Consider the following 12457-nt stretch of genomic DNA (forward strand, 5'->3'; position numbering starts at 1 on the left):
CCCCACACAAACTACCTTAGTCGGGGCGGCGGGGGCGCCAAGTCTAACTAACCCCCCCCGCGGGGGGGGGGCCCCCGGGGGGGGGGGGGGGCCGGGGGGGGCGCCCCCCCCCACCACTGGACTCAGTTCGGCCAGCTGCTCTCGATGCCCTGGAGGACCGTGGCGGTGTCCCGCCCGTTGATCCACTCGACCATGCCCTTCCAGAAGGTGCCGTTGCCGACGGCCGCCGGCATCAGGTCGGACCCGTCGAAGCGGAAGACCGAGCTGTCGTCCTGGAGGAGTTCCGCGGACAGCTTGTCGATCGGGTTCGCGACGTTGGCCAGGTCGAGCTTGTTGTTCGCCGACACCCAGTCGCCGATCTTCGCGCGGCTGTTGGCGTGCTCACCGGAGGCGAGGTACGTCTGCACCGCCTGCACCTCGGGACGGTCGTTGAACGCCGTCACGAACTCGCCGCCGCCCAGGACCGGCTTGCCCTTGGCCGGGTCGATGGCCGGGAAGTAGAACGCGAACACGTCGCCGTCCTCGGCCACCCGGGTGCCCTGCGGCCACTGGTTGGCGTAGAACGAGGCCTGCCGGTGCAGCGCGCACTTGCCGGCCGTGATCGGCACACCGGCCTCCTGGAACGAGGTGGTGGCGATACTGCGTACGCCGCCGAAGCCGCCGTTGACGTACTTCTCGTTCTTCAGGATGGTGCCGGCGCGGTCGAGCGCCTCGGCGACCCGGGGGTCGTTGAAGGGGATCTCGTGCTTGGTCCACTGGTCGTAGACCTCAGGCGTCTGCGTACGCAGCATCAGGTCTTCGATCCAGTCGGTGGCCGGCCAGCCGGTGGCCTCACCGGACTCGATCCCGGCGCACCACGGCTTGGTGCCGCTGTCCGCGATCGTGTCACTGAGCTTGATCATCTCGTCCCAGGTGTTCGGGACGGCCCAGCCCTTCTCCTGGAACATCTTCGGCGAGTACCAGACGAAGGACTTCACGTTCGAGCCGAGCGGCGCGCCGTAGAAGGTGCCGTTGACCGTGCTGTAGGTCAGCCAGTCGGCCGGGTAGTTCTCCTCGGCCATCGCCTTGGTCTCGGCGCTGGCGGCCTTGATCTGGTCGCGCTCGGCGAACCGCTGGATCAGACCGGGCTGGGGGATGAACGCCAGGTCGGGGGCGTTGCCGCCGTCGACGCGTACGGGCAACTGCGCCTCGAACTCACCACTGCCCTCGTGGTTGATGTCGATGCCGGTGCACTCTTCGAACTGCTTCCACGACTCGTCCAGCCGGTCGGCCTCGATGTCCCGGATCGACGAGTAGATCGTCACCTTCTTGCCGTCGTGGCCCTGGTACTTCTCGTACGGGGCGCACTCGGCGGAATCGGCGTTGGTGTTGTTGCCGCTACTGCTGCTGCTACCGGTACCGCAGGCGGTGGCGCCGAGCGCCAGCCCGAGCGCGCCGGCGATCACGAGGGCCTGGCGTGGCCTGGCAAAGACTGCCATGCCGTCCTCCTTCCTAGCCGGCGCCGGCCGGGATCGCATCCGGTGACCTGGCGCCGGTCCGATGGGCGTTTTCACATGTAAGCGCTTGCATCTCGCGCGGTCCAGCCCTGGGCGGGACACGACCGAGTAACAATCCCGAAACCTGTCGTCCCTGCCTGGGCGCACCCCCACCGGGCCCGGTCTGCTCAGAGTTGACCAAGGGGTTTGCGCCCTCAGAACTGCCCTTCGGAGACCAGAACCTCTTGATCAACGCGGGTGTCGCGCGCGGTACCGGCTTGATCTGGAACCGGAGCCCGGACGGGGTCAGCCGTTCAGTCGCCAGATCGAGTAGTTCAGCGCTGCGGCGAAGGTCACCCAGGCCCAGTAGGGCAGCAGCAGGGCGGCTGCGGCGGTGCTGACCCGTCGGAACAGCAGGACGGTCACGCCGATCGCCAGCCACAACAACACGATCTCGGCGAAGGCCAGGCCGTACTGCCCGGCGCCGAAGAACAGCGGGGTCCAGGCGGCGTTGAGCACGAGCTGCACCGCCCAGGCGAGCACGGCCGGGCCGAAGCCCACCCGACGCCAGACCAGCCAGCCGGCCAGCGCGACGGTCACATAGAGCACCGTCCAGACCGGGCCGAACAGCCAGGACGGTGGTGCCCAGGCGGGCTGCTCGATGCTGCGGTACTCGTCCGCCGCGCCGACGGCGGCGAGGTTGCCGATGACGGCCGCCGCCGTCACCGCCGCTGCGAAGCCGGCCAACGCCCACCACTGCCGGGCACCGCCTCGCGGGGTGTCGCTCGCACTCGTCCGCATGCGCACAGCTTCTCCACGGGTCGGGACGGCAAACTTGCCGGGGCGGGCCTCCCCGTGGGCTGGCGAGACCTGCCGGCGGGGAGGCGCGCGACGCAACCCGGATCGGAAGGAGCCTGCCAGCGGGGAGGCGCGCGACACGGCCGGGACCGGAAGGGGCTACCGGCCGAGCGGCGCGCTATGCAACCCCGGATCGGAAGGGGCCTGGCAGCCGAGCGGCGAGCGACGCGGCCGGGGCACCCAAGCGCCGGGGCACTCAAGCGCCGGGACACAAGTACGCCGGGGTCGCCGTGGCCGGTGGCTCCTGTCGGGAGGACGGAGTTCCGGTCACGACGACCCCGGCGGGTCCGGGACAGGCGACGCGTTGCGCCGCCACGTCAACTGAAGATGCTCACACCACCCGGGCCGACCAGAAGCCCGACGACGATGAGGACGATGCCCCAGAGAATCTGCCGGCGGAACAGCGCGAGGATGCCGGAGACGACCAGTACGACTGCGAGAATCCAGAGAATCAGCTCCATGTTTGCTGAATACCCCCCACTCCTACGCCGGAAACCTGCGGCTGATCAAGGTCGTCACCGAGATGGAAGACGCTGTACGCCTGCTTGATCACCGGGTGCGCGACGTTGCGTACGCGTACCCCGCCGGGCGTGGTCCCGCGCTCGGAGCCGTGGTGCGCGTGCCCGTGCAGGGCCAGCGCGGTGGGCGCCGAGTCGACCGCCTGCCCGAGCTGGTAGCAGCCCAGGAACGGGTAGATCTCCAGCGGCTCCCCGGCCAGGGTGTCCGGCACCGGCGAGTAGTGGGTCAGCGCCACCAGCGTGTCGCAGTCCAGCGCGCGCAGCGCGGCGGCCAGTCGATCCGCGCTCTCGGTCGTGGTGCGGACGAACGCCTTCATCTCCGGCTCGCCGAAGTCACTGGCACACCGCCCGGCGAACCCGCCACCGAAGCCCTTCACCCCGGCGACGCCGAGCCGACCGCCGGGACAGTCGAGCACCACGCCGTCGCCCTCCAGCACGGTGATCCCCGCCTCCTGCAACACGCCGACCACCTGCGGCACCTGGTCGCACTGATGGTCGTGGTTGCCGAGCACGGCGATCACCGGTACGCCCAGTCCGCCGAACTCCCGTGCCACGCACCGGGCCTCCGCCTCGGTGCCGTGCCGGGTCAGGTCACCGGCGAGCAGCAGCGCGTCGGCCTTGTCCGGCAGTTCCTCCAGGGCCGGCCGGAAACGGCCGACCACGTCCTCGTCCACGTGTACGTCGCCCACCGCGGCGATCCGGATAGCCATCGCGCCTCCCTCAGGGCAGTTGCTCGATCTCTGTGGGCGCCTGCGCGCGAATCACCCCGATGTCGCTGGTGACCGGTTCCTCGGGGAAACGCTCGGCCACCCGGCGCAGGATCTCGTCCCGTCGGTGGGCGCTCTCCACCTCACCCATGAGCACCAGACCGCGCTCCGTACGGACCACGGAGATGCCCTGCTCGGCGACGGCCGGATCCTCGGCGAGCAGCCGGTGGATCTCCGCCTCGACGTACTCGTCCGGCGGCCCGGCACCGGGGTCGCGGTACGTGGTCACGGTGTTCCCCTCCCGTCGGCCGTGCCGGCGTCGGGCACGACGTCCAGCCTGTCCAGCAGCACCAGGAACGCCTCCGCGTACGGCGAGTGCTGCGTCTCCTTACGTACCCGTTCCCAGTCGATCTGCTCCCGCAACGACCGGGCCAGCGGCAACCCTCGCGCGAAGTCGCAGTAGTGCTGCGAGAAGCTGAGCAGCTTGTGCACCATCAACTGGGTGGCCGACAGCACCGGCATGTGGATGGCGTCGACCGGCCGTACGACCGTGTCGCCGAAGGTCTCCTCGGTCACCGGCGTCTCGATCGGGCGGTGGATCAGGTCCACCATCCGTCCGCCGTCGAAGACCTTGACCAGCCAGTCCTCCGGGGGCCGCTCGGCGGTGAACCCGGCCGCCACGAGTGCCTCCAGGGCGGCGTCGACGTCGGGCTCACGGATCAGGAAGTCGACGTCGTGCTCGCTGGAGTGTCCGCCGTGCGCGTACACGGCGAAGCTGCCGCCGAGCGCGAACGGGATGTCCGACTGCTTGAGCACGGCGGCGACCTTCTTCAGTGTGTGCAGGAGAGTCTCGTCGTCGCGCTCGGCCATGTCGCCTCTCCCGTCGAACTCGTTCAGTCGCTACCGGTGGGATGCCGGATCGGTACCCGGCAATCCGGTCGCCCACACCTGCATCGCTCGTGCAAGGGCGCGATCAGTCGCATACCGGGACGAACCTTCCGGTCGCCGTGCGAGGGTCGGATATCCTGTCGAGAGTGGCCAGATCGACGGGTACCCGGTGCGGCACGGCCCGACTGCGCACCGTGGCCCTGATCGGCGTGGACGGCTCGGGCAAGACCACTCAGGCGCACCGGCTCGCCGAGGCGCTCACCGCCGCCGGTCACCCGGCCACCTACCACCGCAATGCCGGTGGGCGCCGCTGGCTGGGGCGGGCCGCGAACCGACTCGGTCGGGCGGACGCCCAGGGACTGCTCGGGCGCGACGCGATGCTCCTGCTGGAATCCGTGCTGCGCTGGCTCGCCATCGCGATGGCCCTGCTCGGCAGCCTGTGCACCGGCCGGGTGGCGGTGATGGACCGCTACGCCGCCTGCCAGTACGCCAGCCTCCGGGCGCACGGGGGTCGGCGTTGGGAACGGCTGGTGCGGGCCGCGTACCGGGTCTTCCCGCAGCCGCAGGTGACGTTCCTGCTGACGGTGCCGCCGAACGAGGCGTACCGGCGGATCGAGCGGCGCGGCACCGACGAGGAGAGCCTGCCCTACCTGACCGCCGCGGACCTGGCGTACCGCACGTTGCCGGAGTCACCGAGCTTCGTGCCGGTCGACGGGGACCGACCGGCGGACCAGGTGGCCCGGGACATCCGCGACCATCTCGCCGCGTGGCTTCCGGCCGACGACGAGCCGGACGAGCCGGGTCCGCAGCGGTACCGACCGTGGCTGCCCGGACCGGTGACCGCGCTGGTGCCGATCCAGGCCCTGCCGTGGGCGGCCGGGTCGGCCCCGGTGCAGGTCCGGCCGTGGTCGATCCGACCGCCGGCGATTCAGGCCCGGCCGTAGACCGGTACGGCGGCGCCGCTGGTCGGGGCGGACTCGTCGGAGGCCAGGAAGCGGACCACGGAGGCGATCTCGGTCGGCTCCACCCAGCGGGAGTGGTCGGCGTCCGGCATCGCGGTCCGGTTGGTGGGCGTGTCGATGACGCTGGGCAGCACGGTGTTGCAGCGCACGCCCGCCGCCCTGTACTCCACCGCGACGGCCGAGGCGAAACCGAGCACGGCGGCCTTGGCGGTCACGTAGCCGGAGACTCCCGGGAACGGCGCGAGAGCTGCCCGGGCCGCCACGCACACCACCGCGCCGCCGCCGGCCGCGACCAGGTGCGGCAGGGCCGCCCGGGTGACCAGGTGGGTCGGTCGGAGGTTGAGGGTGAGCATCCGCTCGAACTCCTCGATCGGCGTCTCGTGCACCAGGCCGCCGCTGGCGTACCCGCCGACCAGGTTGACCAGGGCGCGCAGCGGCGCCTCGGGGTCACCGGCGGCCACCTCGACGACGCGGGCGACGTCCTGCGGGTCGGTCAGGTCCGCGACCGGGCGTACCGGCGCGTCGCCGTCGGGCCCGGCCTCGGGCGACGGCGCCCGGCGTTGCGGCGCGACCACCCGCCAGCCTGCCTCGATGAACACGGTGGTCACCGCCCCGCCCAGCCCGCCCGTGCCTCCGGTGACCAGCACACTGCGTCGCGTCATGACCCCACGCTAGTGCCGCCGTCCGGTCGGCCCCCGGCCGGCCCCACCCGACCGGACGGACCCGGCCCGCCGGGGGAGGCGGCCCCCTCGGACGGGTGGGAGGCTGTGGGCGTACGCCCGGCACGTGTCGTCCCTCGGATGGGCGCGTCGTGGTTGACGCTCACGACTTGTGAAAGTAAGTTTCATACGTGGGGAAGAGTTCGAAGATTTCCGCAAGTCACGAGCCGGGTGGACTGATCGTCCACATCAGCGGCCTGCTCCCGTCGCTGTCACCGGCCGAGCAGCGGGTCGCCCGCCTGGTGGTCGCCGACCCCGCCGACGCGGCCCGGCGGACCATCACCGACCTCGCCACCGCCGCCGAGACATCGGAGGCCACCGTCATCCGGTTCTGCCGGTCGGTCGGCATGGACGGCTACCCGCAACTGCGGATCCGGCTCGCCGCCGAGGCGGCCCGGCGGATCGAGCCGCCGGACGCGCGGGTGGTCGGCGGTGACATCCCGCCCGGAGCCGACTTCGCCCAGATCATCGCGACCATCGCGTTCAACGACGCGCGGGCCGTGGAGGAGACCGCCGAGCAGCTCGATCCGGCGGTCTGCGAGCGGGTGGTGGACGCCATCGTCGGCGCCGGCCGGATCGACATCTACGGTGCCGGGGCGAGCGGCTTCGTGGCCTCGGACTTCCAGCAGAAGCTGCACCGCATCGGCCGCACCGCCTTCTACTTCCCGGACGTGCACACCGCGCTCACCTCGGCGGCCCTGCTCGGCCGGGGTGACGTCGCGGTCGGCATCTCGCACACCGGCACCACGTCGGACGTGGTGGAGGTGCTGGAGCAGGCACGGGCCCGGGGCGCCACCACGGTGGTGCTGACCAACTTCCCCCGCTCACCGGTCACCGAGGTCGCCGACCACGTCCTGACCACCGCGGCCCGCGAGACGACCTACCGTTCCGGTGCCACCGCCAGTCGGCTCGCCCAGCTCACCGTGGTCGACTGCCTCTTCGTCGGGGTGGCCGCGCGCAACCGCCCCCGGGCGCGCAAGGCGCTGGAGGCGACCGCCGAGGCGGTCCGCTCCCACCGGGTCGGGTCCACCCGGAGGCGCACATGACCGCCGGTGCGGTGGAGCCCGACGCGGCACCGGCCACCGTCCGTCCGACGGTCCGGGTCGGCGCGCCGACCGAACGACGCAACCCGCTCAGCGTCGACCTGGACCTGATGTCCACCCGGGACGTCCTCTCCGTGATCAACGAGGCCGACCGGCGGGTGTCGACCGCGGTGGCCGCCGTCCTCGACCGGATCGCCGAGAGCGTCGACCTCGCCGTGGAGGCGCTGCGCGGCGGACGCCGGGTGCACTACTTCGGGGCCGGCACCTCGGGTCGGCTGGGCGTGCTGGACGCCGCCGAGCTGGCCCCCACCTTCAACTCGCCCCGCGACTGGTTCTGCGCCCACCTGGCCGGCGGCCCGGACGCCGTGTGGCGGGCGGTGGAGGACGCCGAGGACGACGACACCCGAGGTGTGGCCGAGGCGAGCGACTGCGTACGTCGCGGTGACGTGGTGGTCGGACTCACCGCCAGCGGTCGTACCCCGTACGTCCTCGGGGCGCTCGCCGCGTCCCGGTCCGCAGGCGCCTCGACGGTGCTGCTCTGCGCGAACCCGGACGCCCCGGCCGCCCGGTCGGTGGACGTCTTCATCGGCCTGGACACCGGGCCGGAGGTGGTCGCCGGGTCGACCCGGATGAAGGCGGGCACGGCCCAGAAGATCGTGCTGAACAGCTTCTCCACCGCGGTCATGGTGCGCCTGGGCCGGGTCTACTCGAACCTGATGATCGACATGGTGGCGACCAACGCGAAGCTCCGGGGACGAATGCTCTCGATCCTGGTCGAGTCGACCGGTTGTGCCGAGGACCGGGCCCGTCAGGCACTCGACGAGGCGGACGGCGATCTGAAGACCGCCCTGGTCAGCCTCGTTTCGGGGGTGGAGGTGACCACCGCGCGGGCGGCTCTGGCCCGTTCCGCCGACCAGGTGCGCGGCGCGCTCGCGCTCCTCGCGTCCTGATTCCGCCCCGGTTCTATGCCCGTCCCGGGCCCCGGCACGGGCCGGGCATAGAACCGGGGCACGGATTGTTCATCTGGGCGTCGGGTAATACCACCGGCGTGGATGAACCGACTGGTCCGCGTACGCGTATCAGCCAGTGACCAGGATCGCAGCACGGCGGTGACCCGGGTCGCTGTGTCGGTCGGCCAGGCAGTGTTGCCATGGACCGGTACGGACGGCGATCCGTCTATCCGTCCACCTCACGAGGTGCCTGCCGACCCCAGTCAGGCAGGGTGCTGACAGCAAACGTGGACCGTGCTCTCAGCGGATTATCAGGCATTCGTGACACTTTCGACCCACGACATGGAATCCCTGACACGTCTCATCTGTTGTGTAGATGCCGGCTCCGGTGGGCACAGCGGAAGTGCGGGGAGGGCCGATGGGCGTGGGGATGGCAAGGAACCGGGCAACCGGCGCGAGCGAGGGGACCGTGGGCAACGTGGACAAGAACATCGGAATGCGCACCGACGAGGTCGCCGAGGAGCGCGACCTGGTCGGAGTCTACCTGCACGAGATCTCCCGGACGCCACTGCTGGACGCCGCCAAGGAGGTCGATCTCTCCAAGGCGATCGAGGCCGGCCTCTATGCCGAGCACCTGCTCGGTGAGGACCGGATTCCCGACGGTGCCACCCGGGACGACCTGGCCCGGCTGGTCGCCGAGGGCGAGCGGGCCAAGGACCTGTTCATCCGGGCCAACCTCCGGCTCGTCGTGTCGATCGCCCGCCGTTACGTCCGCTCCGGGATGCCGATGCTCGACCTGATCCAGGAGGGCAACACCGGTCTGGTCCGGGCGGTCGAGAAGTTCGACTACGAACGCGGCTACAAGTTCTCCACCTACGCGACGTGGTGGATCCGTCAGGCGATCAGCCGGGCGATCGCCCAGCAGGAGCGCACCGTGCGACTGCCGGTGCACCTGGTGGAGGACGTCAACCGGATGCGCAACGTGGCTCGCCAGCTCACCCGTGAGCTGGGCAGCGACCCGGAGCCGGAGCAGATCGCCAAGGCACTCGGCGTGACCGTCGAACGGGTCAACGAGCTGGTCCGCTGGTCGCAGGACACCGTGTCGTTGGACACGCCGGTCGGCGACGACGGCGACACCAACCTGGGTGACCTGGTCGCCGACAGCGACGCACCGTCGCCGGAGGAGATCGTGCTCACCGGGCTGGAGCGGCAGCGGATCGAGGGGCTGCTCAACCACCTCGACGACCGCTCGGCCGGGATCATGCGGGCCCGCTACGGGCTGGAGGACGGTCGGGAGCACTCGCTCACCGAGGTGGCCTCGCGGTTCTCGCTGTCCCGTGAGCGGATCCGGCAGTTGGAGATCCAGGCGCTCGGGCGGCTGCGCGAGCTGGCTCGCGCGGAGGGCCTACAGGCCGCCTGAGCTGGTAAGAATGACGGCGAACGGCCGGCGTCCGATAGGGGGACGCCGGCCGTTCACCGTCTGTGGGTACGCCGGGTCGACGACTCAGCGCACCCGTCCGTAGCCGTACGGGGGCATCAGGTCGACGGAGCGCTTCTCCACGTTGCGACCGAAGGTGGGGGCGTGGATCACCTGACCACTGCCCACGTAGATCGCGACGTGCCCGAGACTGCGATAGAAGACCAGGTCACCGGGGCGTAGGTCGCCACGGCTGATCTTCGCCACCGTGCCCCACTGCATCTTCGTGTTGTGCGGCAGCGACTTGCCCGCCGCCCGCCAGGCGGCCGAGGTCAGCCCGGAGCAGTCGTAGCCGTTCGGCCCGTCCTGCCCCCAGGCGTACGGCTTGCCGAGCGCCCCGTACGCGAACCGGACGGCGACACCGGCCTGCCCTGACACCGACGGCGCGTCGTTGGCGCTGCCGGAGTTGTTGGTCGGGCGTTCGGTCGCCCGGCCGTACGCCTGCCGGCGCATCTCGTACAGCTTGGCCAGATCCCGCTCGATCCGCCGTTTCGCGGCGGCCAACTCCCGGGACTGGGCGGCCTGCCGGCTGAGCGTGACGTCCAGCCGGGTCTTCTCGTCGAGCAGCCGCTGCTGGTCGGCGGTGTAGCTGGCGACCGTCGCCTGCCGTTGCCGGGTCAGGTGGTCCAGCGTGCCGAGCCGGTCGAGCATGGACGTCGAGTCGTCGGTGCGCAGCAGGGCCTCGGCGGCGCCGAGGTTGCCGGTCTTGTACGCGGTCACGGCCAGTCGGCCGACGTCCGCCCGGCTCTGTGCGGCCTGCTGCTCCAGCGGACCGATCCGCTCCTGTAGCCGTTCGACGGCGGTCCGGTTGTCCTTGATCTTCTCGCGCAGCTCGTTGTGTGACTCCACCACGTCCTGCAACTCGGCGGAGGACTTGTCGATCCGCCGGGTCAACTCGGCGGTCGACGGTTCGGCCCGGGCCACCGTGGCGGGCGCGACCAGCGCCAGCGAGCAGGCGGCCACGGCCAGGGCGCGCAGCGTGTTCGTCAGGGACGACAAGAGCTCGATGCTCCTCTCCCAGGGCCGGCGCGGGCCTGCTGACGCTCCGCGACGGCACCGGACCGGTGCCGTCCGGGTGGACGGCGGTCGACCGGGCCGACCTGCCCAAGGTAGTACGGGAACAGAGTTACCGGCAGGGATTGTCGGGACATGTGAGGAGCGTGTGGCGAATCTGATTCGCCCTGAGGGCGTATGTAGGCTTATCTGGGCAGATGCCGTACTGGTCGCTCTCGGCATATGACGTCGGTTCCGTCGGCGCTATAACCGATAAGACGGACTTGGACGGCTCTTTCCGGCGACGGTCGCCCGGTACAGCGGCGTGACCACCGGAAACAGGCCGGTGCGGCGGGCGTGCCCGGTCGACAATGGGCGCACAGCCGGGATTCCCGTCAGCCGGCGTCGTGGATCGGTGGACCGGTCCGGCGACGCCCGGTGGTGGGGGAGGAGGGGCCGTGAATCCGGACGGTACGACGACACGACCGCCACGTTCCGCGCCCGGTGACCCCGGCCCGAACCCGCGTCTGCTCTACGCCCGACCCGGGATCGTCGTCACCGCCGACCGGTTCACCGTCGGGCGCAGCAGTTGGCGGGTCGCCGAGCTGACCCATCTGCACACCACCCGGGGGGACCAGGATCCCGTGGCGGCCCGGGCCGTGCTGGTCTCCACCGTGGTGATCGGCGGCATCGGTCTGATGCTCGGCTTCACCGGCGGGCTGCACCGGCTCACCGCCGAGGCGTACCTGCTGTTGGGGGCGGTGTTCCTGGTGCCGGTGCTGCTCGCGGTGGCCGGGGACCGCTGGCGCCCGCCGCCGTACGAGCTGTGGGGGCGGCGTGGTGAGTCCGAGGAACTGCTGTTCAGCAGCGACGACGAGCAGCAGTTCGGCCAGGTGAGCCGGGCGTTGCGCCGGGCCCGGGAGATGCACGGTTACGGCGGGTGGGAGGACCCGCTGGCGAGCGCCGACCCGTGGCGGCCACGCCGTTGAGGGCCATGCCACGCCGTTGAGGGCCCTGCCGCGCGGCTAGCCGGCCACCGGCTCCGGCGTCTGCTGCTCCCGCTCCTGCTGCTCGGCCAGGTACAACGCGCTCACCTTGCGTTCGGCCCAGAAGGAGACGAAGGGCACGGTGCCGGCCAGCATCACCAGGACCATCCGCTTCAGCGGCCAGTTGACCCGCCGGGACAGGTCGAACGCGGCGACCAGGTAGAGCATGTAGAGGAAGCCGTGCGCCTGGCCGACGGTCTCCACCAGGATCGGGTTGTCGAAGCCGTACTTGAGCGGCATGCCGATCACGACGAGCAGGATCAGCACCACGCCGACGATCCAGGCGATCACGCGGTAGCGGGTGAGGGCAGCGCGCACGTCCGTCAGTCCTTCCGGCCCGGCTCAGCCGGGGTAGTCACCGGGCTTGGCGCCCGGATTGGCGTTCAACCATGACAGGTAGCGGTTGTAGGCGGCCAGGTCGGCGTCGTCGGAGACCTCGCCGACGGCGGTGGCGCGGGCCACCCGTACCGGTCGGCGGATCCCGGGTCGCGGCCGATCCGGCTCCGGCCCGGCGCCGACGGCGCCGGCCTCGTCGGCGCCGCACGCCGCGTCGGCCGAGGTGTCCGGTGCGGCCGTGGCGTCGCCGGCCTGCTCGACGGCGGTGTCCTGCTCCCGCAGCGTGTGGCGCACCTCGCGCCACCACACGAAGACCACGAAGCCCGCGAAGATCGGCCACTCCACGGCGTAGCCCCAACTGATGGCGTTGCCGGCGGCGGCCCGGCTGACCTGCCACCAGCCGAGGCCGAGGAAGGTGGTCACCAGCACGACCATGGCCACGTGGCGGGCGATCCACGCCGGGGTCCAGAGCCGCTTCATGGCAA

At 71.2% G+C, this 12457-nt stretch carries 15 protein-coding genes; 5 read left to right on the forward strand and 10 right to left on the reverse strand.

What is annotated here, in order from left to right; genetic code table 11:
* Nucleotides 1-122: 122 nt before the first annotated feature.
* From ACIBMZ_RS04205 to ACIBMZ_RS04230, 6 genes are all read right to left on the reverse strand, one after another.
* Nucleotides 123-1478 carry an ABC transporter substrate-binding protein gene (locus ACIBMZ_RS04205; protein ID WP_396690839.1) on the reverse strand — a complete coding sequence of 452 codons (1356 nt, stop codon included), beginning with the start codon at nucleotides 1476-1478 and terminating at the stop codon, nucleotides 123-125.
* Between the two features lie 303 nt (nucleotides 1479-1781).
* Nucleotides 1782-2276, reverse strand: coding sequence for a TspO/MBR family protein (locus ACIBMZ_RS04210; protein ID WP_396690841.1), 495 nt, complete (start codon nucleotides 2274-2276; stop codon nucleotides 1782-1784).
* 374 nt (nucleotides 2277-2650) lie between these two features.
* Nucleotides 2651-2794 (reverse strand): GPGG-motif small membrane protein, encoded by a 144-nt coding sequence (locus tag ACIBMZ_RS04215; protein WP_162854360.1) that lies wholly within the window; start codon nucleotides 2792-2794, stop codon nucleotides 2651-2653.
* Nucleotides 2785-3561, reverse strand: a complete 777-nt coding sequence (locus ACIBMZ_RS04220; protein ID WP_396690844.1) for a metallophosphoesterase — start codon at nucleotides 3559-3561, stop codon at nucleotides 2785-2787. Before ACIBMZ_RS04220 ends, ACIBMZ_RS04215 begins: the two co-directional genes overlap by 10 nt.
* Nucleotides 3562-3571: 10 nt before the next feature.
* Entirely contained in the window at nucleotides 3572-3847 is a 276-nt protein-coding gene (locus tag ACIBMZ_RS04225) for a hypothetical protein (RefSeq protein WP_396690846.1), read from the reverse strand.
* Nucleotides 3844-4455: a nucleotidyltransferase gene (locus ACIBMZ_RS04230; RefSeq protein WP_396691022.1), complete on the reverse strand. Its 612-nt coding sequence runs from the start codon at nucleotides 4453-4455 to the stop codon at nucleotides 3844-3846. The genes ACIBMZ_RS04225 and ACIBMZ_RS04230 overlap by 4 nt, the downstream gene beginning before the upstream one ends.
* Before the next feature lie 137 nt (nucleotides 4456-4592).
* Between ACIBMZ_RS04230 and ACIBMZ_RS04235 the strand changes: the two genes are divergently transcribed.
* Nucleotides 4593-5390, forward strand: a complete 798-nt coding sequence (locus ACIBMZ_RS04235; RefSeq protein WP_396690847.1) for a dTMP kinase — start codon at nucleotides 4593-4595, stop codon at nucleotides 5388-5390.
* Here ACIBMZ_RS04235 and ACIBMZ_RS04240 read toward each other — a convergent pair.
* The gene (locus ACIBMZ_RS04240; protein WP_396690849.1) at nucleotides 5375-6070 is read right to left on the reverse strand and encodes an SDR family NAD(P)-dependent oxidoreductase; all 696 of its coding nucleotides are present in this window, start codon (nucleotides 6068-6070) and stop codon (nucleotides 5375-5377) included. The genes ACIBMZ_RS04235 and ACIBMZ_RS04240 overlap by 16 nt on opposite strands.
* Before the next feature lie 188 nt (nucleotides 6071-6258).
* On the opposite strand from ACIBMZ_RS04240, the gene ACIBMZ_RS04245 reads away from it, so the two are divergent.
* The 3 genes from ACIBMZ_RS04245 (at nucleotide 6259) to ACIBMZ_RS04255 (ending at nucleotide 9540) form a co-directional block, all read left to right on the forward strand.
* On the forward strand, nucleotides 6259-7173 hold the full coding sequence (locus ACIBMZ_RS04245; RefSeq protein WP_396690851.1) for a MurR/RpiR family transcriptional regulator: 915 nt from the start codon (nucleotides 6259-6261) through the stop codon (nucleotides 7171-7173).
* Nucleotides 7170-8120: an N-acetylmuramic acid 6-phosphate etherase gene (locus ACIBMZ_RS04250; RefSeq protein WP_396690853.1), complete on the forward strand. Its 951-nt coding sequence runs from the start codon at nucleotides 7170-7172 to the stop codon at nucleotides 8118-8120. Before ACIBMZ_RS04245 ends, ACIBMZ_RS04250 begins: the two co-directional genes overlap by 4 nt.
* A 430-nt stretch (nucleotides 8121-8550) precedes the next feature.
* Complete coding sequence (locus ACIBMZ_RS04255) at nucleotides 8551-9540, forward strand: RNA polymerase sigma factor RpoD/SigA (RefSeq protein ID WP_396691024.1); 990 nt, start codon at nucleotides 8551-8553, stop codon at nucleotides 9538-9540.
* A gap of 84 nt (nucleotides 9541-9624) precedes the next feature.
* Here the strand turns inward: ACIBMZ_RS04255 and ACIBMZ_RS04260 are convergent, their stop codons facing one another.
* Nucleotides 9625-10596: an NlpC/P60 family protein gene (locus ACIBMZ_RS04260; RefSeq protein ID WP_396690854.1), complete on the reverse strand. Its 972-nt coding sequence runs from the start codon at nucleotides 10594-10596 to the stop codon at nucleotides 9625-9627.
* A 452-nt stretch (nucleotides 10597-11048) separates the two neighbouring features.
* On the opposite strand from ACIBMZ_RS04260, the gene ACIBMZ_RS04265 reads away from it, so the two are divergent.
* Nucleotides 11049-11579, forward strand: a complete 531-nt coding sequence (locus ACIBMZ_RS04265) for a DUF6232 family protein (RefSeq protein ID WP_396690856.1) — start codon at nucleotides 11049-11051, stop codon at nucleotides 11577-11579.
* Between the two features lie 36 nt (nucleotides 11580-11615).
* Here the strand turns inward: ACIBMZ_RS04265 and ACIBMZ_RS04270 are convergent, their stop codons facing one another.
* Nucleotides 11616-11954: a DUF3817 domain-containing protein gene (locus tag ACIBMZ_RS04270; protein WP_396690858.1), complete on the reverse strand. Its 339-nt coding sequence runs from the start codon at nucleotides 11952-11954 to the stop codon at nucleotides 11616-11618.
* A 24-nt stretch (nucleotides 11955-11978) separates the two neighbouring features.
* Complete coding sequence (locus ACIBMZ_RS04275; protein ID WP_396690860.1) at nucleotides 11979-12452, reverse strand: hypothetical protein; 474 nt, start codon at nucleotides 12450-12452, stop codon at nucleotides 11979-11981.
* Nucleotides 12453-12457: the final 5 nt, after the last annotated feature.

The organism is Micromonospora sp. NPDC049900, assembly GCF_044461025.1.
Lineage (GTDB): Bacteria > Actinomycetota > Actinomycetes > Mycobacteriales > Micromonosporaceae > Micromonospora.